Source organism: Bacillus sp. 05T31 (assembly GCF_056396725.1).
The window spans coordinates 1-21659 of record NZ_JBFTMA010000004.1; the positions used below are offsets into that span (position 1 = coordinate 1).

Consider the following 21659-nt stretch of genomic DNA (forward strand, 5'->3'; position numbering starts at 1 on the left):
CTTTTCTTTTGTCTAGCTCCAGCGGCTAGAACAGTCGGTCATTTCACGCCTTCACTTGAGGCAAAAAGCGCCTCTAGTTCAGGAGTTCCAATGCCCTCTTGTTCTRAGCGAGCCGCTTGCGCTTTTCTTTTGTCTAGCTCCAGCGGCTAGAACAGTCGGTCATTTCACGCCTTCACTTGAGGCAAAAAGCGCCTCTAGTTCAGGAGTTCCAATGCCCTCTTGTTCTGAGCGAGCCGCTTGCGCTTTTCTTTTGCAAAAATAAACAGGAAACAACATGAAAATAACGAATATACTATATACTAAGTTAAAGGTTGTATAGTATATGGTGATCGGGTGATGACATATGATTTATGTGGAAAAAGTCATTATTGTAGAAGGTAAATCGGATAGAAGAAAGATTGAATCTATTATTCGTGAACCAGTGGAAATTGTTTGTACAAATGGTACAATTGGTTTGTCGAAAATGGATGAGCTCATTGATCAATTTTTTGATAAGGATGTATATGTGCTAGTAGATGCTGATGATGCAGGAGAAAAGTTAAGGAAACAATTCCGAAAAGAATTTCCACAAGCAGAGCATATTTATATTGATCGCTCGTATCGCGAGGTGGCGACTGCRCCTTCTTCACATTTAGCAAATGTATTATGGGGAGCAGACATTGACGTTTATACAGAATATTTACGGTAAGGAATGATAGAAGTGATTGATTGGACAGGTGCCGAAGCTACAGCCCTAATAGGAAATGAAGAAAAAACAGTGTTATATGTGTATACACCAATGTGTGGAACATGCCAATTGGCAAAGAAGATGTTAACGGTCGTTGAGATGACGATTGAAGATTTGAAAATTGGAATGTTAGATTTAAATTATGCCCCGCATTTAGCGAAAGAGTATGGGATAGAAAGTGTACCGTGTTTACTTATTTTTGAAAATGGGACACTGATGAAGAAAATATATGCATTTCATTCGGTTGAATATTTATATACGGAATTAAAGTAGGCGGCAAAGTTTTTGCCGCCTCGACATATTTCTTGGGAAATATGTCGACATGCGTGATAGATACAGTATTTGTCGAGCGAAAATAACAGGATTGCCCTTTAATAAGAGGGAATGGTATGTAATAGAAAGTGATATGAGGGATGTGGTTTAGGATGAAATTATATTCTTTGCTTCAATCATTTGTAAATTACGCTAATGGTCAATATCATTTAGAACCGCTTTTAAGGCAAGGAGAAAGAACTGTTAATTTTCGTTTTGGAGATGAATGCTGTTCGTTACAAATTTCAAGAGAGTATATAGAACTTTTGAAAGAGGCGAGAGGAACGGAACAAATCGTTTGTTTAGAGGAAGAGGATGTACAAAAATTAGTGACTGGAAATATGAGGTTGCAAAAGTTAATGAGTGATGGACGGGTACAATATTCTGGAACGTATCGAACGATGTTATTAGTTGAATCGATGTTTCATATATGTAAACCGATGTCAGTCGGAGCTTAAAATTCTGAAGTTTCTTTTTTTACGAAAATTTCTGTTGACAGAGTGTGTGGATATTGATACAATTCAATTCATAAAATATAGACAATTTCATAAATTTTAAATCAGACGAAAATTTAATCTGATTTCTCTTATTAAGAGAGGTGGAGGGACTGTGCCCTGTGAAGCCCGGCAACCGTCAACTTATGTTGAAATGGTGCCAATTCCTGCAAAGCAAATGCTTTGAGAGATGAGAGAGAGGGATAATGTTGTTATATACGCATATAAACCTTTCTGCTTCTCTAGAAGCGGAAAGGTTTTTTGTCGTTTGAATGCGGAGGACATTCAAATAATAAGAGGAGCTATAACGATGGACTACACGCATGAAAAATAAAAAAATTGCAGAGTCTATCCAAAGTTTTATGAAATCCAGCTCCAGCGGCWAGAATGTTCGATGGCTTCGCTTCTTCCTATGAGGCAAAAAGCGCCTCATAGGAAGAAGCTCCATCCACTTCACATTCTAAACGAGCCGCTTACGCTTTTTAAACAAAAATAGGGGTGAACATCATGATCTTATTAGAAAATGTAAAGAAAATATATAAGGCAAAAAGCGGTGATGTCACTGCTGTAGATAACGCCAACTTAAAAGTAGATAAGGGTGAAATATTTGGTGTTATTGGATATAGTGGCGCTGGGAAAAGTTCGTTAATTAGATTGTTTAATCAGTTAGAGAAACCAACTTCTGGCCAAATTACAATTGCGAATCGTGTGATTTCAGCGATTACTGGAAATGAACTTCGTAAGGCAAGACAAGAAATTGGAATGATTTTTCAGCATTTCAACTTACTTTGGTCACGAACTGTGCGTGAAAATATCGCATTCCCACTTGAAATTGCAGGTGTCGATAAGGCGGAGAGAAGAAAACGTGTCGATGAGTTAATTCATCTTGTTGGATTAGAAGGAAGAGGAGACGCGTACCCATCTCAGCTAAGTGGTGGACAAAAGCAGCGCGTCGGGATTGCAAGAGCGTTAGCAAATAATCCACAAGTACTTTTATGTGATGAAGCAACGTCAGCTCTTGATCCGGAAACGACAGATCAAATTTTAGATTTATTGTTAGATATTAATAAGCGTCTCGGCTTAACAATTGTATTGATTACGCATGAGATGCACGTTATTCGCAAAATTTGTAATCGAGTTGCTGTAATGGAGAAAGGGAAGATCGTAGAAACGGGTCCAGTACTTGACGTATTCCGTAATCCACAGCAAGACATTACAAAACGATTTGTACAGCAGTTAACTGATTCTGAAGATACAAATGAAACGATTGAAAGTTTAATAGAAAAGTATCCAGATGGAAAAGTAATTCGTTTGCAGTTTGTCGGTGAAGCGGTAGAAAGACCGGTACTTCAAAGGTTAATGCAGCGCGGTGATATAGAAGTTAGCATTTTGCAAGGAAATATCGCGCAAACGAATAACGGATCTTACGGAAGTTTAGTCGTTCATTTAAATGGTGAAGAAACAGCGATCCAGCAAGCAATAGAAGGGATTCATCAAGATCAAGTAGAGCTGGAGGTGATTGCACATGGATAAGTTAATCGCAAATATTGATTGGAATCAAATGTTAGAAGCAACTGGTGAAACGTTATATATGACGGCAATCGCAGCGCTTGCCACATTTGTTTTAGGACTTATTTTAGGATTATTACTCTTTATGACAGCGAAAGATAATTTATGGGAAAATAAAGCGATTAATACGGTGATTGGAGCGTTCGTAAACATTTTCCGTTCTATACCGTTCATCATTTTAATTATTTTATTAATCCCGTTCACAAAGATTCTTCTTGGAACAATACTCGGAGCGAGTGCAGCGCTGCCAGCTTTAATTATTGGTGCAGCACCGTTTTACGCGAGAATGGTTGAAATCGCGCTTCGCGAGATTGATAAAGGTGTAATTGAAGCTTCAAAAGCGATGGGAGCAAAAACAAGCACAATTATTTTGAAGGTGTTAATTCCAGAATCGTTACCAGCGTTAGTATCTGGTATTACGGTTACGACTATTGCTTTAGTAGGCTATACAGCAATGGCAGGTGTTGTTGGTGCTGGTGGCCTTGGAACACTTGCTTATTTAGAAGGGTTCCAGCGAGGAAATAACGATGTAACAATCGTTGCGACAATTTGTGTATTACTCGTTGTATTTTTAATTCAGTGGATTGGTGATAGTTTAACGACTCGAATAGATAAAAGATAATGAAAACAGGGGGATATTTCAAATGAAAAAATTATTACTTACAGCACTTATTTCAACTTCAATTTTTGGGTTAGCTGCTTGTGGCGGGAAAGATAAAGATGAAAARAAACTTGTTGTTGGTGCTTCTAACGTACCGCACGCTGAAATTTTAGAAAAGGCAAAACCGTTACTTGAGAAAAAAGGAATTGAGTTAGAGATTAAAAAATTCCAAGACTACGTGTTACCGAATAAATCGTTAGCAGATAAAGAATTAGATGCAAACTACTTCCAGCACATTCCTTATTTAGAAAAAGAGATTAAAGATAAGAAATATGATTTTGAAATAGCAGGAAAAATTCATTTAGAACCGATTGGTGTGTATTCTCAAAAATATAAGAGCTTAAAAGAACTTCCAAACGGGGCGACAATTATTATGAGTAATTCTGTTACTGATCATGGTCGTGGTTTAGCAATTTTACAAAAAGAAGGCATTTTAAAAATTAAAGACGGAGTAGAGCCAGTTAAAGCAACTCCAAAAGATATTGCGGATAATCCGAAAAACTTAAAATTCAAAACAGATATCGAGCCGGGTCTATTGCCACAAGTGTATAACAATAWAGAAGGCGACGCTGTTCTAATTAATTCTAACTATGCAATTGATGCGAAATTAAACCCAGAAAAAGATGCAATTGCAATTGAAGGCGATGATTCTCCATACGCAAACGTAGTAGCTGTTCGTAAAGGCGATAAAGATAAAAAAGAGATTAAAGCTCTTATAGAAGTACTGCATTCTAAAGAAATTGAAGACTTTATTACTAAAGAATATAAAGGGGCAGTTGTTCCTGTAAAAGAATAATTGCGGAAAAAGGGCTGGTGTATGCCGGTCCTTTTTTTACTACATAACTATAGGGGAGAAGGGGACATCATATGAAAAAGATTATATTGTCAGTTGTTACAGCATTATCTGTATTTACATTAGCCGCTTGCGGGGGGAAAGAGGAGAATAAGCTTGTTGTTGGAGCTTCTAACGTGCCGCACTCTGTTATTTTAGAGAAAGCACAGCCGATATTAGAGAAAAAGGGTATTAAATTAGAGATTAAAAAATTTCAGGACTATGTTCTGCCGAATAAAGCGTTAGCGGATAAARAAATTGATGCGAACTACTTCCAGCACATTCCTTACTTAGATAAAGAAATTCAAGAAAAGGGATATAAAATTGTAAACGCAGGAAAAATCCATTTAGAGCCAATGGGCATTTATTCTAAGAAATATAAAAGTTTAAAAGAACTTCCAGATGGTGGAACAGTTATTATGAGTAATAACGTAGCGGAGCGTGGCCGTATGCTCGCATTGTTACAAAAAGGCGGCGTTATTAAATTAAAAGACGGTGTAGATGTTGTTAAAGCAACAGTAAAAGATGTTGTAGAAAATCCGAAAAATTTAAAGTTTAAAACAGATGTAGAACCTGGACTTTCACCGAAGCTGTACGAAAACAATGAAGGTGATGCTTTATTTATTAATTCAAACTATGCAATTGATGCGAAATTAAATCCAACAAAGGATGCAATTGCAATTGAAGGATCAGACTCTCCTTATGCAAATATTATCGCAGTTCGTAAAGGTGACGAGAAGAAAAAAGAAATTAAAGAGTTAGTAGACGTATTGCATTCAAAAGAAATTCAAGACTTTATCAATAAAGAATATAAAGGTGCTGTACTTCCAGTAAATGAATAGGTGCTGGGAAGGACTGGGAATAATCCAGTCCTTTTTTCTTTATATATATAAGAAGAAAGGTGTATCATAAGAGGATGTAAAGGAAATACTTATATACATTTGTGAAAAAATTGTTACATTTTCTTAGTGTTTGCGATATCATTTTATTTGATATAAGATTAGAATGAGAATAAAATGAGAATATGAACGTTTTAGTAATTTTTAAAATGTATATAGAGGATTAATGGAGGTATTGAGATGGCTGGTTCTACATTAACGGTTAAAGACTTACACGTATCAATTGATGGCAAAGAAATTTTAAAAGGTGTAAACCTTGAAGTAAAAGGTGGAGAAATCCACGCAATTATGGGACCTAACGGAACAGGTAAATCAACTTTATCTTCTGCGATTATGGGTCACCCAAAGTATGAAGTAACAGAAGGTAGCATCATCATCGACGGTGAAGATGTATTAGAAATGGAAGTAGATGAGCGTGCGCTAGCAGGTCTATTCTTAGCAATGCAATATCCAAGTGAAATTAGCGGAGTAACAAACGCGGACTTCTTACGTTCTGCAATTAATGCACGTCGTGAAGAAGGCGATGAAATTTCTCTTATGAAATTTATCCGTACTTTAGATAAAAACATGGAATTCCTAGAAATGGATCCAGAAATGGCACAACGTTACTTAAACGAAGGTTTCTCTGGTGGAGAGAAAAAACGTAACGAAATTCTTCAATTAATGATGATTGAGCCAAAAATCGCAATCTTAGATGAAATCGACTCAGGTCTTGATATCGATGCATTAAAAGTTGTATCTAAAGGTATTAACCAAATGCGCGGCGAAGAGTTCGGCTGCCTAATGATTACGCATTACCAACGTTTATTAAACTACATCACTCCAGACTTCGTTCACGTTATGATGAACGGTCGTATCGTTAAATCTGGTGGCCCTGAGCTTGCACAACGTCTAGAAGCTGAAGGTTACGACTGGATTAAAAAAGAATTAGGTATTGAAGACGAAACAGCAGAGCAAGAAGCGTAAGAGAGGAGCATAAACATGACAATCGGTACATTACCTTTCGATCAAGAAACAATCCGTCAGCGCGCAAGCGAAGTAAACGAAGCTGCTTGGTTGACTGAGTTCCGCTTACAAGCTCTTGCACAAGCAACTGAACTTCCAATGCCAACGCCTGATAAAACGAAAATTGAAAAATGGGACTTTATCGGAAAAGGCGACGCTGCTAAGCAAGAGCCTGTAAGTTCTTTAACAGAGCTTCCAGAAGCAGTGAAAAACTTAATCGATGAAAATAACAGYGTATTAGTACAACGTACTGGTACAACTGCTTTCGTTTCTTTAGCAGACGAAGCAAAAGAAAAAGGTGTTATTTTTACAGACATCGTAACAGCTGCAACAGAGCATGCTGAATTAGTACAAAAGTACTTAATGAAAGACGGCGTGAAAGTAAACGAGCATCGTCTAACTGCACTTCATGCTGCATTAATCAACGGCGGTGCATTCGTATATGTTCCGAAAAACGTTGTTCTTGAAACTCCACTTCAAGCTGTATTCTTAGTAGACGGCGAAGAAGCTAACGTATATAACCACGTATTATTCGTAGCTGATGCGAACAGTACTGCAACATATGTAGAAAACTACGTTGCAAATGAAAATGCTAAAGGTATTGCAAATATCGTAGCAGAAGTAATCGTGGAACAAGGCGCACAAGTGAAATTCGGTGCGGTTGATCTATTAGCAAAAGACGTAACAACTTACGTTAACCGCCGCGGAATTGTTGGACGCGACGGCCGCATTGATTGGGCTCTAGGCCTTATGAATGACGGAAATACAATCTCAGAGAACGTTACGAACTTAATGGGCGACGGATCATATGCTGATACAAAAACAGTAACAATTGGTCGTGGTAACCAAACACAAAACTTTACAACTAAAGTTGTTCACTTCGGTAAACACTCTGAAGGTTGGATTTTAAAACACGGCGTACAAAAAGATAGTGCAACATCTATCTTTAACGGAATTGGTAAGATTGAACACGGTGCATCTAAATCAAATGCACAACAATCTTCTCGCGTTCTTATGTTAGATGAGAAAGCTCGCGGTGATGCAAACCCAATTCTTTTAATCGATGAAGATGATGTAATGGCAGGTCACGCAGCTTCAGTAGGCCGCGTAGATCCATACCAATTATACTACTTGATGAGCCGTGGGATTCCAAAACGCGAAGCAGAACGTTTAGTCATCCATGGATTCTTAGCACCTGTAGTAAATGAGCTTCCAATTGAAGGAGTAAAGGCACAGCTTGTTGAGGTAATTGAAAGGAAAGTTCGCTAATGAATATTCATGAAATACGCAAACAGTTTCCAATTCTTGATCAAAAAGTGAACGGCAAACAACTTGTTTATTTCGATAGTGCAGCAACTTCTCAAAAACCAATTCAAGTCATTGAAACGTTAGAACGTTACTATAAAGAATATAATTCTAACGTGCATCGCGGTGTTCATACGCTCGGTACGAAAGCTACCGACGCGTATGAAGGTGCACGTGAGAAAGTTCGCAAGTTTATTAATGCGAAATCAATGGAAGAGATTATTTTCACGCGCGGAACGACAACTGCATTAAATACAGTAGCAGCTAGTTATGGTCTTGATAATGTAAAAGAAGGCGATGAAATYGTCATCTCTTACATGGAGCACCATAGTAACATCATTCCGTGGCAACAAGTTGCGAAGAAAACTGGTGCAACTTTAAAATACCTTCCGCTTCAACTAGACGGTACAATTTCTTTAGAAGATGTTCGTCAAACAGTTACACCGAATACAAAAATCGTTTCTATCATGCACGTTTCTAACGTACTTGGAACGATTAACCCTGTAAAAGAAATCGGAGCAATCGCACATGAAAACGGTGCAATCATGATCGTTGATGGAGCACAAAGTGCACCTCATATGAAAGTGGATGTACAAGATTTAAACTGTGATTTCTACGCATTATCTGCTCATAAGATGTGCGGACCAACAGGTGTCGGCGTATTATATGGTAAGAAAGAATTGCTAAACAATATGGAACCAATTGAATTTGGTGGTGAAATGATTGATTTCGTAGACTTACAAGAGTCTACTTGGAAAGAGCTTCCGTGGAAGTTCGAAGCAGGTACACCGATTATCGGTAATGCAATCGGACTTGGTGCGGCAATTGATTTCCTAGAAGAAATCGGTCTTCATAATATTGAAAAGCATGAACATGAATTAGCGCAATACGCTTTAGAGAGACTATCAGAAGTAGATGGCGTTACAATTTATGGTCCAAAGCATCGCGCTGGTCTAGTTACATTTAATATTGAAGACGTACATCCTCACGATGTAGCAACTGTATTAGATGTAGAAGGCATTGCGGTTCGCGCAGGACATCACTGTGCACAACCGCTTATGAAGTGGCTAAAAGCTTCTTCTACAGCACGTGCGAGCTTCTATTTATATAATACAAAAGAAGAAATTGATACATTTGTTGAATCACTAATCAAGACAAAGGAGTATTTCACAAATGTCATTTAATAATTTAGATACGTTATATCGTCAAGTTATTATGGATCATTATAAAAATCCTCGTAACCATGGCGTGTTAGAAGATAGTGTTACCGTTAACTTGAACAATCCAACTTGCGGCGATCGTATTCAACTTACGATGAAAGTAGAAGAGGGTATTGTACAAGAAGCGAAGTTTGAAGGCGAAGGATGTTCAATTTCAATGTCTTCAGCTTCAATGATGACACAAGCAGTAAAAGGAAAGAAAATTGAAGAGGCCCTTAAGCTTTCTAAAATTTTCTCTGACATGATGCTAGGAAAAGAGTATGATGACAGCATTGATTTAGGAGATATTGAAGCATTACAAGGCGTATGCAAGTTCCCGGCACGTATTAAATGTGCAACATTAGCGTGGAAAGCGTTAGAAAAGGGCTTAAACGAAGATAAGTAATGTTAAAGGTTCCTAAAAACGAGGTTATATAAGGAGGGACACACCAACATGGCGAAGCAACTGCCAGATATCGGCGATTATAAATATGGTTTCAAGGATAAAGACGTTTCGATTTTCCGTGCTGGACGCGGTTTAACAAAAGAAATCGTTGAAGAGATTTCACGTATGAAAGAAGAACCACAGTGGATGTTAGACTTCCGTTTAAAATCACTGGATAAGTTCTATGAAATGCCAATGCCACAATGGGGCGGCGACTTAAACGACTTAGATTTCGATGAAATTACGTACTACGTAAAACCATCTGAGAAATCTGAGAAGTCTTGGGATGAAGTACCTGAGGAAATTAAAGCGACATTTGATAAATTAGGTATTCCTGAAGCTGAGCAAAAATATTTAGCTGGTGTATCTGCACAGTACGAATCTGAAGTTGTATACCACAACATGAAAGAAGACCTAGAAGATCTAGGAGTCGTCTTCAAAGATACAGATAGCGCATTAAAAGAGAACGAAGATATTTTCCGTGAGCATTTCGGAAAAGTAATCCCACCAACAGACAACAAATTCTCTGCATTAAACTCTGCAGTTTGGTCTGGTGGATCATTCATCTACGTTCCAAAAGGTATTAAAGTTGATACACCACTTCAAGCGTATTTCCGTATTAACTCTGAAAATATGGGACAATTCGAGCGTACGCTTATCATCGTAGACGAAGGCGCACACGTACACTACGTAGAAGGTTGTACAGCACCTGTTTACACGACTAACTCACTTCATAGTGCGGTAGTAGAAATCATCATTAARAAAGATGCATATTGCCGTTATACAACAATCCAAAACTGGGCGAACAACGTATACAACCTAGTTACAAAACGTGCGGTTTGTGAAGAAAACGCAACGATGGAATGGATTGACGGTAACATCGGATCTAAATTAACGATGAAATACCCAGCAGTTATCTTAAAAGGCGAAGGCGCTCGTGGTTTAACATTATCTATCGCGATTGCTGGTAAAGGCCAACACCAAGATGCTGGTGCGAAAATGATTCACTTAGCACCAAACACGTCTTCAACAATCGTTTCTAAATCGATTGCGAAGCATGGTGGTAAAGTAACTTACCGTGGTATCGTACAATTCGGACCAAAAGCGAAAAACTCTCGCTCTAACATCGAGTGTGACACGTTAATCATGGATAACCAATCTACATCTGATACAATTCCTTACAACGAAATCAAAAACGATTACGTTTCACTTGAGCACGAAGCGAAAGTATCTAAAGTATCAGAAGAACAATTATTCTACCTAATGAGCCGCGGTATTTCTGAGCAAGAAGCTACAGAAATGATCGTAATGGGCTTCATCGAGCCATTCACTCGCGAACTTCCAATGGAATACGCAGTTGAAATGAACCGCCTAATCAAGTTTGAGATGGAAGGTTCTATTGGTTAAATAGAAATGCGGAGCCGACTGTTCAGACCCGTTGGCTAAGGTTCTTTCGCACAGAAGAYGCTTTTTATCTTCTCGTGCGGAAGGYTCTTAGACATGAGGGGCTAGGAGGCGAAGCTGGACAATATTTAAAGTGGAAGCGGCTCGTTCAGAATGTGAGGGGGATGGAGCTTCTGACGTAGAGGCGCTTTTTGCCTCATAGGAAGAAGTGAAGCCACCGAACATTCTAGCCGCTGGAACTGGATAATATATGAAGAAAGCGCCCTGCAGTGCAGGGCGCTTTTTTGTGTTGTGTAAGCTAGTCTGGTTGGGAAGGGATACCCAGGTGGGTGTTCGGTGAAATATATCAGCGATTATTCAAATATATCGACGATAACTCGGAATATATCAGCGATTATTTCAATATATCGACGTTTCGACAAGGAATATCGACTTATCAACAAATTACTACATAGAGGAGAGGGCTATATACCCCGCCCCCCGCTATACATAAGGCGATCAACTAGAAGTAATTAAGGCTAAGATACTGACAAATCCAGCAAAGAATCCACAAATTAGAAAATATAAAGTTTTCCATATTAAAAGGGCAATCTTTGGCTTTTTCTTATAATGCGAGTACAATGTAGAATAGCAAGAAAAGACGAAAAGTATTTACAGGATTATTGCGTACGTATAGCGTAAATGGCAGTAAGGAACTGAGAGGAGGTTTTTTCTCTGAATATAAATAAAGAAACAATCATCCACCTTTATCATACAAACGATATACATAGTCATTTTGAAAATTGGCCGCAAATTTCTCGGTTTGTACAAGGGGAGAAAAGGCGAAGACAGGAAGTGGGAGAGACTGTTTTAACTGTGGATATTGGCGATCATGTGGATCGTTTTCATAGTATTTCGGAAGCGACAAATGGACTTGGGAATACAAAATTATTAAATGAGGCGTTATATGATTATGTAACGATCGGAAATAATGAAGGAATTACATTGGCGAAAGAGCATTTGAATCGTCTATATGATGATGCTGGTTTTGAGGTGCTTGTAGCGAACTTATTTGAAAAAGAGGGTGTACGTCCAGCGTGGGCGAAGCCTTATAAATTACATACAACGACAGATGGGATTACGATTGCCTTTATTGGATTAACGGTAGCTTATCCAGAGTTTTATCATATGTTAGACTGGCATATTGAAGATCCAATCATCCATTTAGAGTCTATTTTAGAAGAAGTTAAGGATACAGCTCATATTACTGTTGTGCTTTCTCATCTTGGAAAAAGTATGGATGAGTATATGGCGGAGCATTATGATATAGATGTTATTTTAGGGGCACATACGCATCATTTATTTGAGCGCGGTATTCTTGTGGATAATACCTTGCTTTGCTGTTGTGAAAAGTGGGGACATTACGTTGGTCACGTTCAGCTTACTGTGGATAAAGAGACGAAGAGACTGTTGAAAAAAGACGGTAGAGCGATTAAGACAGAACGGTTAGGTGCTTATAGCGAGCCGTTATCCACAATTGAAATGCTAAAGGAAGAAAGTAAACAGATRATGGCTGAGCCTGTCGTTCATTTAAAAGAATCATTGCCGGTTGATTGGTTTAAGGAGACGACGTTTTCTCATATGTTGGCAAGTGCACTTAAAGAGTGGTGTAATGCGGATGTTGGGATGGTGAATGCTGGTGTACTTCTTGAGGGATTAAATGAAGGTGTTGTGACGCGCGGAGATATTCATCGGATTTGTCCACATCCAATTAATCCATGTATGTTAAAAGTACCAGGGAAAACGTTAAGAGAAGTTATTTTGAAAGCGCGCCGCCCGAATATGGAGAATCTTGAGGTGAAAGGATTCGGATTTCGTGGAAAAGTAATGGGGAAAATGATTTACGATGGTTTGGAAGTGATTCCAGATACGATTCCAGGGAATAAAATTTTACTAGAAGATGTATTGATTAACGGCGAATCGCTGGAATTAGACCGGATATATACGGTAGGAACGATTGATATGTTTACATTCGGATACTTATACCCAGAGCTATCCACACTTTCTGACAAACAATATTATATGCCGGAATTGCTTAGAGATGTACTAACAGACATGTTGATAACTTATACATCTTCAGTCAAACTATAGGCTAGTTAACTTGTAACACTCATTTTTCTCTTGTCATAAAGATAAGAAAGAGAGGAGTGTGAACTATGGTTAATGTAGAGCCAATTATAATTGATAACTATACGTTCATTGCTGTTAGCGTAAAACTTCCAAAGACAAATTTGCTAGCTGTAATGAGCGATAAAGGATATATTATGTGCGGTGCTTTAGATGTAGGTCTTCTAAATGAGAAGTTAGGTGATCGAGGAATTATTGCTGGCCGTGCGGTTGGTGTAAGAACGATTGAACAACTTCTTGAAGCACCGCTGGAATCAGTAACGACTGGAGCCGAAGCTTTAGGTATTCCGGTAGGCACAATCGGAAAAGATGCACTATTAAAAATGAGATAAGCATATATCATCCCTCTTTCTTGCATAGAAATAATATAAGAAGGAGGGTTTTCTTATGGGCATATTTCGTTCGAAAAATTCGCGGTTTCGAAGGGGACCGATTTCCTTTCGGTATATACTGCTTATTTCATTTATTATTTTTATCGTAATGGTAGTTCAAGGTTTATGGATTGTAAATAAAAGTATTCAGCCAACGTTAATTAAGTATGGGGAAACAGAGACTCATAAAATGGCAACAGCAGTTATGACGAAAGCGGTAAAAGACCGGATTAATGAAGGGTTTGATGTAGATTCATTAATGAAAGTACAAACGGATAGGAATGGGAAAGTATCTACAATTGATTTAAATACAAAACAAGTAAATGAAATATTAACATCGACTACTGCATACATAGAAAAATATTTACAACAAGTAGAAAAAGGGGATACGAAAGCACTTGGTATTTTTGAAGAGAATGGGGTATCTATGTCAGTTCCTTTTGGGCGCATAACTGATAATGCGCTTCTTGGTAATATAGGACCAGATATTCCGATTAATTTTACGCCAATTGGTCATGTGAATACGGATATTAAACAATTAGTTGAGCCGCAAGGAATTAATAATACGGCGATCAAAATTATTATGGAAGTGGAAGTGACGTTACAAGTTATGATTCCGTTACGCACGAAAGAAATTAAGGTGAAGCAAAACATTCCGATTGCAACGCGCATCGTTCAAGGTGAGGTGCCTACTTATTACGGAAGTGGCGGAGTTGTTGTACCAGATAAAAAGAAAACGGATAGTTAGCGAATATAAAAAAAATAACCGTAGCAATTYGCTACGGTTATYKTTTTGTATTTGCTCGTTCTTTTCGTTCCCAAAGGCTTAAATGCATGTATGGATCGAAAGCCCATTCTGTATAGCCATTGTCTTTATACATGCCGAAATGTAAGTGRGGCGGGAAYTTTCCAGCYGTACCAGGAGGACCGTAGCCGGTACTACCGACAAATCCGATTACTTTTCCTGGTTCGACAATTTGTCCGAGCTGTATTTCTTTAGAGAACCCGCCTAAATGAGCGTAATAGTGGTAATTATTATGAAGGTCACGAATACCAATGCGCCATCCACCAAGGCGATTCCATCCTTTTGTTTCAATAACGCCATAGCAAGTTGATCGTACTGGTACGCCATATCCAGCAAAAATATCGGTTCCTTCATGAATCCTCCTGCCGCCAAAGCTTCTACCAGCACCGAAAGTACTACGATAGCTATGGTCACTGCGAATCGGGAGAGGGAAAGCATTRCCTTCTAAATTAATGCGTCCATAATGTTTATAAATTCGGGCGTATTCTGTAATTAATTCAACTGTTTTTGCACGTCTATAATATTCCCAAATCATAATGTTAATACGGTCTTCCGACGTTCCTTGTTTCTTTAAAATAGTTGCTGCTGTATGCAGAAGATCACGGTCGTTATTTGCATTTGCAAATCCATCTTTGTCACCATCTAAACCCATTCCGCCAAATAGAGAAATTGTATGGGGGAGAGTATCATTACTATTAACAGGTCCAGCCCATATTTCAGGTTTGAAATAAAGGGAAATGATGGCATCTGGTTTTTTCGGAATATTTTTTCTTACGCTCCGTATGTTTCTTTCGTATTGATCCATTGCGGCTAAGTAATACCACGGAATACCGGAAGATTGCTCAGTTTCTTTATATAGTGCCATGCGCTTTTCATATATGCTTTGCTGATTATCTTCACCGTAAGCGATGTTTTGGTGGAGAAGAAAGCAAATCGAAAGCAAAAGAGAAATTTTTCGAAGCATGAAATAGACTCCTTTCACAACATCACTCTTTTTAGTGTGGGATATACGGAGTATTTCATTATAGGGAACGATTGGAAAAAATCTTAGAATCTTCATTTGAGCAAATCGCTTTCATACGTTAGAATAGATATGTTACATTGAAAGAAGCGAACACGGTAAACTATTTCATATTGTGCGGAGTTGATAACCATGACAAAACAAACAGAGTATAAGCGCAAGCCCGAATGGTTGAAAATTAAGTTAAACACGAATGAAAACTATACAGGCTTAAAGAAAATGATGCGCTCTAAGAATCTTCATACAGTTTGTGAAGAGGCGAAATGTCCGAATATTCATGAATGCTGGGCTGTAAGGAAAACAGCAACATTTATGATCTTAGGTGCGGTTTGTACACGTGCTTGTCGTTTTTGTGCGGTTAAAACAGGCTTACCAACTGAGCTTGATTTACAAGARCCAGAACGCGTAGCAGATTCTGTAGTACAAATGGGCTTAAAGCACGTTGTTATAACAGCGGTTGCACGTGATGATTTAAAGGACGGCGGAGCAGCTGTTTTTGCTGAAACAGTACGCGCTGTACGTCGTGAAAATCCATTCACGTCTATCGAAGTATTACCATCTGATATGGGTGGGGTAGAAGAAAACTTAAAAATGTTAATGGATGCAAAACCAGATATTTTGAACCATAACATTGAAACAGTACGTCGATTATCTAACCGAGTTCGCGCTAGAGCAAAATATGACCGTTCATTAGAGTTTTTACGTCGAGCAAAAGAAATGCAGCCTGATATTCCAACTAAATCGAGCATTATGCTGGGCTTAGGTGAAACGAGAGAAGATTTAATTGAAGCAATGGATGACTTACGTGCAAACAATGTGGATATTTTAACTCTTGGGCAATACCTACAACCATCTAAGAAGCATTTACCAGTTATTAAATATTATCCACCAGCAGAATTTGCAGAGCTAAAAGAAATTGCACTTAGCAAAGGATTTAGCCACTGTGAAGCTGGTCCACTTGTACGTTCTTCTTATCATGCGGACGAGCAAGTACGTTCTGCAAAAGAAAAAACAGCAGAAGCGAAATAATGAAAAAAGAGAGCTAATCATTAGCTCTCTTTTTTCTTATAATCTAAAACTTTATTTTGACATGTGGATAAAATCTTTTTTAATTCCTCTGTGGATAATTCAATTGTAAATTCAGGTACACCAGGTGTAATTAAAATTTTATCGTAAGTATAAATTGAACTGTCCACAATAATCGTTACATTTTGTGAATAACCGAAAGGAGCTACACATCCAGGAGTGCAACCAGTCTCTTCTCTTAGCTCATTAGGAGAACAGAGAGATAAGCTCTCTCCTGTTATTTCCTTCATCTCTCCTCGGTTGAGGCGAGTGCCTTCTAACGTAAAGAATACGTAATGCTCCCCGGATTTTGATTTTAAAAATAAGCTTTTACTTGGAGTGCCTTGCAAACCAAGTCTTTCACGAACGATACGATCTGTTTCATAGTCAAGTACTGGTTCGTGTTCAAATTTTTCATAAGAAGCATTTGTTTTATGTAGTAAAGAAAGTACATCTTCATACATATGGAATGATACCCCTCTCTATTGTTAATACAGTCTCTTCTCGTGGCGTCAACTGAGTGTTTTGGAAAGGGATACTACTTGGACGATGCTTCCCATAATCGTTTTATGAAACTTTGTTCATCGATTGTAATTTCGTAAACATCAGGATTCGTTAAAGTTCTCCATTCATGAAAGCCGATCGTACGATCAAAGTGCTTTAAAATGAGCGTAAGTAAGTTTCCATGTGTAACGAGTAGTGTTGTAGTATGGTTTAACTTTAAAACGTCTTGGATAAGCGATATAGCACGGTCCGTTGCTTGTTTTGTTGACTCTCCGCCTGAAAAGGCAATATCTATGTTTGTAAAAGTAGATTCTAGTTTTTGCATCCAATCATCCATCGGAACGTTGCTTAATATACGTTCAGCTAATCGTTCATCCTCTTCGATAGATAGGTTAGCTTGAATCGCATAGGGCCGAATGGAATCGATAGCTCGGACAAATGGGCTCGAAATAATATGATCTATTTGTAGCTGATTTTCTAAGAGGAATGCAGCAAGGGTGTTAGCTTGATCTTTTCCGGCAAACGTTAATTCGGCATCACGTTTTTGTCCAGTTGCGGAACAATGTCGTATTACAATAATTTTCTTCATAATTCATCCCCATCTTTCAAGTTGACGCTATATACTTCGACAAATGTGGAAAAAATTCCTTTTTATTGGAAACGGAATAGTGATCTAAGTATGTGGAAAAGTAATGTGGATAATGAAAATTTGAGGTGCTAGCATGAAAAAAATAATAATTATTGCATTCATTGCTTGTTTTTTTACACAATTGTCCACAACATATGCACAATCAAATCAAAAATTAGAATATCCGAGCAATCAAAACAAATCGTTTGTGAATGAAAATCTATTTTATGAACAGTTAGATAAGAAGGTCTATAAGGAATACAAAAATGCGGCGTATAGTGTTCGAAAGAAAATTTTATGGAAAGAAGTACAAGATGCAGAATTTACCTTCCGAAAAAAAACAGATGTTGGCTGTCGAAGTAGAGTGGTGATTCAAGATGTATTTGTTCATCCTGATCGCCAAGTGTACTTTTTTGCTTCTTTTTCTCAAGATGAAGTAGATGAATTTCATAAGTATATAGTTATAGATGCAGAAACAAAGAAGGAGCTTCGAGGGGGCCGAAGTTATCACTGTTACGAAAATCCACATAAAAAATAAACCACCAATTTTGGTGGTTTATTTTTACTCTGAAGCACTTACTAATTTCTCTTTCATGTTGCGAATAAGAACGAAAGCACCAATCGCGAAGAGAAGAGTAATTCCTTCTGCGACAAAGATGTTGATTGTTTTTGTTTGGTAAAGTGCTGCGAAAAAGTCCACAAGTGCGTGGAATAGTATAGCGTATACGAGGAAAATATATTTCTTTTGTTTTACTGCGTATACGACAAGCATTGTGAAAGCAATTTGCAGAACGAGTGCCATAATTCTTTCTAAGCTACCGAGTAAGTATAAGTAGGCAGGCTGCTGAATTAACATGTCCTGTAAACGGCTAAGCTCAGGCATTTTTTCAACCATTTGAGCGAAGCTACCATTGTTAATAGATGTTGCAAAGATAAGAGTTTGAAGCCCAGCGAATCCACCGACTAAAATCGATTCAATTCCGCCGTGTCCAATTCCGTATGCAAGACCATCTTTATACTCTCGATATTTTTTCAGTAAGTAGTAAAAGGCAACGAAGCGTCCTAATTCTTCAAAAATACCAGCAGTTAGTCCGCCATAAATTGCAAAGACATACGGATTTTCTAAAAATGGAGCGATTGCTGGATTACCACGTATAAATAGGTGGAACGGTGTTTCGAGAATTTGGGTAAATCCAATAAAGATAAGAACACCAACGCCGACCACTTTCCAATTAATATTATATTTTTTACGGAAATAAACGAGTACAATAATTGGGACCAGAACCGAAACAACGAGTTGAAATATGATGCTGGCAATTACAGTATTTGAAACCATACTTTCACCGCTTTCTAATATATGTACATATCTATTATGCATGAAATATGGGAGAGATGAAACTTTTAGAGATAAATGAATTTACTTATTGACTCTAACGTTGCGTCATACTTTATTGTATGTACTAAGGGGGAGATACACATGACAATGAAGGTAAAAGAAGTAGCTAATTTAGTTGGAATTAGTGTGCGCACACTGCATCATTACGATGAAATTGGGTTATTAACCCCAGAYGAGACGACAGAGTCTGGATATCGTCTGTATTCCAATGAAAATTTAGARACRYTGCAGCAAATTTTRTTTTTTAAAGARYTAGGCTTCCCTTTGAAGAAGATTAAAGAAATTATCAWGAGTCCRTCATTTGATCATGAAGAAGCACTACAGCTTCATAAGAAAATGCTTCTTGAAAAGCGTGCCAGGTTAGATAAGGTGATAGCGACGATTAATAAAACAATTCAGTATACAAAAGGAGAGATTGATATGACGAATAAAGAGAAATTTGAAGGATTTGATTTTAGTCATAACCCGTACGAAGAAGAAGCACGTGAACGATGGGGAGATGAGGCTGTAGATAAAGCGAATAAAACAGCGAAGGGGATGTCTAAAGAGAAACAGGAGGAGTTTAATAATATTTACAGAAATCTAGCAACACTTCGAAATGGAGCACCGGATTCTAAAGAGGCGCAATCCGCAATCGGGGTATGGTACGATTACTTGCAAAACTTCGGTGAATATTCATTAGAGGCCTTTAAGGGACTCGGTCAAATGTATGTTGCTGATGAGCGTTTTACGAAAAATATTGATAAGTTTGGTGAAGGTTTAGCGCAGTTTATGTGTGATGCGATGGAGGTTTATGCGGATCGTAAGGAATAGTAAAAAGGTGGAGGTTTTCTCCACCTTTTTATTTTTTAATCATATCATTCAAAGTTTGATCCCCCGTATTGTTCAAATGAGGATTATCGCTCATTTCACGTTTTAACATATCAAGACTTTGTTCATATTCTTTATCGTTTAAGCTACCAGATTGAAGACCTTGAATTTGAGAAATCAACTTTTGGTTTGTTGATACATATGCTTTATAATAGCGAGGAACGATGGACAAAGCAGTTTTATATACTTGATCTGTTACGAGTTTCGGATCCGTTGTGTTTGCACGGTATACAACGAACACTTCATCGTCGGTAACGAGTGTAGCGGCATTGGTGACATCAGGAAGTTTGACTGTCATGCTTGTAATCATTTCAGCAACTTTCTCACGGTTAATAGCGCCTACTTGTTTGTTAGATACTTCATGCTTCTGTTTAGAAGAATAGCCGACTCTCGTTAACCTTGTATTTGTGTTTTCCGTATGATACATGTCGTTTTTGTTGGAAACAAGAACACGACTTCCTTCTTCACGCTCCATTTCGGCTTTATTAGTTGATTGGCAGCCTGCAAATAAGGAAAGAGTGAGAAGAGAGAGTATAATTTGCTTTTTCACGATGTATCACCTCCTTCTCCATAGCATGCACTAAWTTTCAATTTTTTGTATTTGAAATTGTTGGTTGTTATGCTTTGTGATACGATAAAAAGAAGAATGCTTAGAGAGGAAGTTCATAATGGAGCAAAAGCAAGAGATTCATACTACGGTGAGCGTTAATAATGTTCAGTACGAAGTAATTAAAAACTTTCGTGACGGTTTTAGTGAAGAAGCACTTAAAGAGCGCTATGCAGAAATTTTAAATAAATATGATTATATCGTTGGAGACTGGGGTTATGAGCAACTTAGATTGCGCGGATTCTTTGATGATAGTAATCAACGTTCGACATATGATACGAAAATTAGTACTTTATCAGAGTATTTATACGAGTACTGTAACTTCGGTTGTGCACACTTTGTATTACGAAAAGTGAAGAAATGAAAAAATCCTCTTACGATTGTAAGAGGATTTTTTCATAGCAGTTATACCAATTATGAGGAGGCTGTTTACTTTTGAAATAGACAGCACCTCGGCAAATATAATTGTTTTTTTCATATAGGCTTAATGAAACCGGATTACCTGTAAAACAATCTAGGCGTATTCCAGTGTAGTTTTTTTGTTTTGCTTCGTTTTCCCAAAAGGATAATAGTACTTTACTATATCCTTTGCATTGCGCGAGCGGATGGATGACAAAAGAGTGGACGATAAGAAAGCGTCCGTYTATTTCTGACCAGTCAATTAGTTTGTATTCTGGAGACGGTGCTTCGTTTAAGACGACGGCACCCACAAGTACTTGATCTTGGAATAGACAATACAATTCGGCYTGTTCTAGATGATAGGAAATGTGTTCTCGCGTCGGATAAGAATCATCCCATTGATAAATTTGGTTCTGTAAGAGAGCTTCTTTGCATGCTGTATACATTACATCTAAGTCATTCAATAAATCAATCGTACCTTTTCTCACCTTTAACATGAGAGTCCTCCTTACAAACAAATTGAAATGTAATCACCTTCAGAAAGAGTTTTGTTTGGTTTCATTTGTTGTCCGTTCAATTGGATATGCCCATTTTTAATTTTATCCACAATGATAGTGCGGCTCCAATCTGAAATATATGTGGATAACACTTTATCAATCCGGTGGGAACCGAAAACTATGTCTAATACGATCGTTATTTCGGCTATACCACTTTCTTTGTATTGTGTAATGGAAATGGTAGTACTTGTTTCCGTTTGTTCTTGCTGAGTCATATCGACAGTTTCGACGTGATCAGTAAATGATTTATAAATATGAAGTTTTTGATTCCACGTATGATCTTTCGGACATTTATAAATTGCAAATCGGTATATGTTTTTTCCGTTTGCGTTATGCCTGCGAACGTTTAGTCATTCAAGAATCCCACCCGTAACTCCGTAAGGATTCGGGCTTGAGATTTTAGTCATGGGAGTCTCAA

26 protein-coding genes and 1 riboswitch are annotated in these 21659 nt (G+C 37.8%); of the genes, 19 read left to right on the forward strand and 7 right to left on the reverse strand.

The window, feature by feature from the left end; genetic code table 11:
* Window positions 1-343: 343 nt before the first annotated feature.
* The 15 genes from AC1DJR_RS00505 to yunB all read left to right on the forward strand — a co-directional run bounded on the left by AC1DJR_RS00505 (window position 344) and on the right by yunB (window position 14137).
* Entirely contained in the window at window positions 344-688 is a 345-nt protein-coding gene (locus AC1DJR_RS00505) for a toprim domain-containing protein (RefSeq protein ID WP_000640865.1), read from the forward strand.
* A 3-nt stretch (window positions 689-691) separates the two neighbouring features.
* Window positions 692-1000, forward strand: coding sequence for a thioredoxin family protein (locus AC1DJR_RS00510; RefSeq protein WP_002015940.1), 309 nt, complete (start codon window positions 692-694; stop codon window positions 998-1000).
* 152 nt (window positions 1001-1152) lie between these two features.
* A complete protein-coding gene (locus AC1DJR_RS00515; RefSeq protein ID WP_477001837.1) occupies window positions 1153-1497 on the forward strand; it encodes a hypothetical protein in 345 nt (114 codons plus the stop codon).
* 125 nt (window positions 1498-1622) lie between these two features.
* A riboswitch (SAM riboswitch) is annotated at window positions 1623-1730 on the forward strand.
* Window positions 1731-2040: 310 nt separating this feature from the next.
* Entirely contained in the window at window positions 2041-3066 is a 1026-nt protein-coding gene (locus tag AC1DJR_RS00520) for a methionine ABC transporter ATP-binding protein (protein ID WP_002015938.1), read from the forward strand.
* Window positions 3059-3724, forward strand: a complete 666-nt coding sequence (locus AC1DJR_RS00525; RefSeq protein ID WP_002129754.1) for a methionine ABC transporter permease — start codon at window positions 3059-3061, stop codon at window positions 3722-3724. The genes AC1DJR_RS00520 and AC1DJR_RS00525 overlap by 8 nt, the downstream gene beginning before the upstream one ends.
* A gap of 22 nt (window positions 3725-3746) precedes the next feature.
* Entirely contained in the window at window positions 3747-4559 is an 813-nt protein-coding gene (gene metQ / locus AC1DJR_RS00530) for a methionine ABC transporter substrate-binding lipoprotein MetQ (RefSeq protein ID WP_477001838.1), read from the forward strand.
* A gap of 71 nt (window positions 4560-4630) precedes the next feature.
* Entirely contained in the window at window positions 4631-5437 is an 807-nt protein-coding gene (gene metQ / locus AC1DJR_RS00535) for a methionine ABC transporter substrate-binding lipoprotein MetQ (protein WP_477001839.1), read from the forward strand.
* 237 nt (window positions 5438-5674) lie between these two features.
* Complete coding sequence (gene sufC, locus AC1DJR_RS00540) at window positions 5675-6460, forward strand: Fe-S cluster assembly ATPase SufC (RefSeq protein WP_002034576.1); 786 nt, start codon at window positions 5675-5677, stop codon at window positions 6458-6460.
* 15 nt (window positions 6461-6475) lie between these two features.
* Window positions 6476-7768 (forward strand): Fe-S cluster assembly protein SufD, encoded by a 1293-nt coding sequence (sufD, locus tag AC1DJR_RS00545; RefSeq protein ID WP_429686420.1) that lies wholly within the window; start codon window positions 6476-6478, stop codon window positions 7766-7768.
* Window positions 7768-8988, forward strand: coding sequence for a cysteine desulfurase SufS (gene sufS, locus AC1DJR_RS00550; protein WP_002015930.1), 1221 nt, complete (start codon window positions 7768-7770; stop codon window positions 8986-8988). The genes sufD and sufS overlap by 1 nt, the downstream gene beginning before the upstream one ends.
* Complete coding sequence (gene sufU, locus AC1DJR_RS00555; protein WP_002089369.1) at window positions 8978-9409, forward strand: Fe-S cluster assembly sulfur transfer protein SufU; 432 nt, start codon at window positions 8978-8980, stop codon at window positions 9407-9409. The genes sufS and sufU overlap by 11 nt, the downstream gene beginning before the upstream one ends.
* A 48-nt stretch (window positions 9410-9457) precedes the next feature.
* Window positions 9458-10855: a Fe-S cluster assembly protein SufB gene (gene sufB / locus AC1DJR_RS00560; RefSeq protein ID WP_002015928.1), complete on the forward strand. Its 1398-nt coding sequence runs from the start codon at window positions 9458-9460 to the stop codon at window positions 10853-10855.
* Between the two features lie 735 nt (window positions 10856-11590).
* Complete coding sequence (locus AC1DJR_RS00565; protein WP_477001847.1) at window positions 11591-12982, forward strand: bifunctional metallophosphatase/5'-nucleotidase; 1392 nt, start codon at window positions 11591-11593, stop codon at window positions 12980-12982.
* A 65-nt stretch (window positions 12983-13047) separates the two neighbouring features.
* A complete protein-coding gene (locus tag AC1DJR_RS00570) occupies window positions 13048-13350 on the forward strand; it encodes a YunC family protein (protein ID WP_002015926.1) in 303 nt (100 codons plus the stop codon).
* Between the two features lie 55 nt (window positions 13351-13405).
* Entirely contained in the window at window positions 13406-14137 is a 732-nt protein-coding gene (gene yunB / locus AC1DJR_RS00575; protein ID WP_088291923.1) for a sporulation protein YunB, read from the forward strand.
* Between the two features lie 37 nt (window positions 14138-14174).
* On the opposite strand, the gene AC1DJR_RS00580 is transcribed toward yunB, so the two are convergent.
* The gene (locus AC1DJR_RS00580) at window positions 14175-15158 is read right to left on the reverse strand and encodes a M23 family metallopeptidase (RefSeq protein WP_477001840.1); all 984 of its coding nucleotides are present in this window, start codon (window positions 15156-15158) and stop codon (window positions 14175-14177) included.
* Between the two features lie 189 nt (window positions 15159-15347).
* Here AC1DJR_RS00580 and lipA point away from each other — a divergent pair, with 189 nt between their 5' ends.
* Window positions 15348-16244, forward strand: coding sequence for a lipoyl synthase (gene lipA / locus AC1DJR_RS00585; RefSeq protein ID WP_002034580.1), 897 nt, complete (start codon window positions 15348-15350; stop codon window positions 16242-16244).
* A 20-nt stretch (window positions 16245-16264) separates the two neighbouring features.
* On the opposite strand, the gene AC1DJR_RS00590 is transcribed toward lipA, so the two are convergent.
* Window positions 16265-16744, reverse strand: a complete 480-nt coding sequence (locus AC1DJR_RS00590; RefSeq protein WP_429686419.1) for a YbaK/EbsC family protein — start codon at window positions 16742-16744, stop codon at window positions 16265-16267.
* A gap of 74 nt (window positions 16745-16818) precedes the next feature.
* Window positions 16819-17373 carry a histidine phosphatase family protein gene (locus tag AC1DJR_RS00595; RefSeq protein WP_328010025.1) on the reverse strand — a complete coding sequence of 185 codons (555 nt, stop codon included), beginning with the start codon at window positions 17371-17373 and terminating at the stop codon, window positions 16819-16821.
* A gap of 133 nt (window positions 17374-17506) precedes the next feature.
* Between AC1DJR_RS00595 and AC1DJR_RS00600 the strand changes: the two genes are divergently transcribed.
* The gene (locus AC1DJR_RS00600) at window positions 17507-17950 is read left to right on the forward strand and encodes a hypothetical protein (protein ID WP_088033184.1); all 444 of its coding nucleotides are present in this window, start codon (window positions 17507-17509) and stop codon (window positions 17948-17950) included.
* Window positions 17951-17974: 24 nt separating this feature from the next.
* On the opposite strand, the gene AC1DJR_RS00605 is transcribed toward AC1DJR_RS00600, so the two are convergent.
* A complete protein-coding gene (locus tag AC1DJR_RS00605) occupies window positions 17975-18790 on the reverse strand; it encodes a YhfC family intramembrane metalloprotease (RefSeq protein WP_477001841.1) in 816 nt (271 codons plus the stop codon).
* Between the two features lie 99 nt (window positions 18791-18889).
* Here AC1DJR_RS00605 and AC1DJR_RS00610 point away from each other — a divergent pair, with 99 nt between their 5' ends.
* Window positions 18890-19621 carry a MerR family transcriptional regulator gene (locus AC1DJR_RS00610; protein ID WP_477001842.1) on the forward strand — a complete coding sequence of 244 codons (732 nt, stop codon included), beginning with the start codon at window positions 18890-18892 and terminating at the stop codon, window positions 19619-19621.
* A 28-nt stretch (window positions 19622-19649) separates the two neighbouring features.
* On the opposite strand, the gene AC1DJR_RS00615 is transcribed toward AC1DJR_RS00610, so the two are convergent.
* A complete protein-coding gene (locus tag AC1DJR_RS00615) occupies window positions 19650-20228 on the reverse strand; it encodes a YhcN/YlaJ family sporulation lipoprotein (protein WP_002015915.1) in 579 nt (192 codons plus the stop codon).
* A 118-nt stretch (window positions 20229-20346) separates the two neighbouring features.
* Here AC1DJR_RS00615 and AC1DJR_RS00620 point away from each other — a divergent pair, with 118 nt between their 5' ends.
* Window positions 20347-20649 carry a YutD family protein gene (locus tag AC1DJR_RS00620; RefSeq protein ID WP_002015914.1) on the forward strand — a complete coding sequence of 101 codons (303 nt, stop codon included), beginning with the start codon at window positions 20347-20349 and terminating at the stop codon, window positions 20647-20649.
* A 10-nt stretch (window positions 20650-20659) separates the two neighbouring features.
* Here the strand turns inward: AC1DJR_RS00620 and AC1DJR_RS00625 are convergent, their stop codons facing one another.
* A complete protein-coding gene (locus tag AC1DJR_RS00625; RefSeq protein WP_477001843.1) occupies window positions 20660-21181 on the reverse strand; it encodes a GNAT family N-acetyltransferase in 522 nt (173 codons plus the stop codon).
* 11 nt (window positions 21182-21192) lie between these two features.
* On the reverse strand, window positions 21193-21555 hold the full coding sequence (locus tag AC1DJR_RS00630; RefSeq protein ID WP_429686507.1) for an Hsp15 family protein: 363 nt from the start codon (window positions 21553-21555) through the stop codon (window positions 21193-21195).
* Window positions 21556-21659: the final 104 nt, after the last annotated feature.

Coding starts and splice junctions, on each gene's coding strand:
- sufU (WP_002089369.1), top strand. CDS start 8,978: ATGTCATTTAATAATTTAGATACGTTATATCGTCAAGTTATTATGGAT.
- AC1DJR_RS00510 (WP_002015940.1), top strand. CDS start 692: ATGATAGAAGTGATTGATTGGACAGGTGCCGAAGCTACAGCCCTAATA.
- AC1DJR_RS00590 (WP_429686419.1), bottom strand. CDS start 16,744: ATGTATGAAGATGTACTTTCTTTACTACATAAAACAAATGCTTCTTAT.
- AC1DJR_RS00515 (WP_477001837.1), top strand. CDS start 1,153: ATGAAATTATATTCTTTGCTTCAATCATTTGTAAATTACGCTAATGGT.
- AC1DJR_RS00520 (WP_002015938.1), top strand. CDS start 2,041: ATGATCTTATTAGAAAATGTAAAGAAAATATATAAGGCAAAAAGCGGT.
- AC1DJR_RS00600 (WP_088033184.1), top strand. CDS start 17,507: ATGAAAAAAATAATAATTATTGCATTCATTGCTTGTTTTTTTACACAA.
- yunB (WP_088291923.1), top strand. CDS start 13,406: ATGGGCATATTTCGTTCGAAAAATTCGCGGTTTCGAAGGGGACCGATT.
- AC1DJR_RS00525 (WP_002129754.1), top strand. CDS start 3,059: ATGGATAAGTTAATCGCAAATATTGATTGGAATCAAATGTTAGAAGCA.
- AC1DJR_RS00620 (WP_002015914.1), top strand. CDS start 20,347: ATGGAGCAAAAGCAAGAGATTCATACTACGGTGAGCGTTAATAATGTT.
- AC1DJR_RS00595 (WP_328010025.1), bottom strand. CDS start 17,373: ATGAAGAAAATTATTGTAATACGACATTGTTCCGCAACTGGACAAAAA.
- sufC (WP_002034576.1), top strand. CDS start 5,675: ATGGCTGGTTCTACATTAACGGTTAAAGACTTACACGTATCAATTGAT.
- AC1DJR_RS00570 (WP_002015926.1), top strand. CDS start 13,048: ATGGTTAATGTAGAGCCAATTATAATTGATAACTATACGTTCATTGCT.
- AC1DJR_RS00605 (WP_477001841.1), bottom strand. CDS start 18,790: ATGCATAATAGATATGTACATATATTAGAAAGCGGTGAAAGTATGGTT.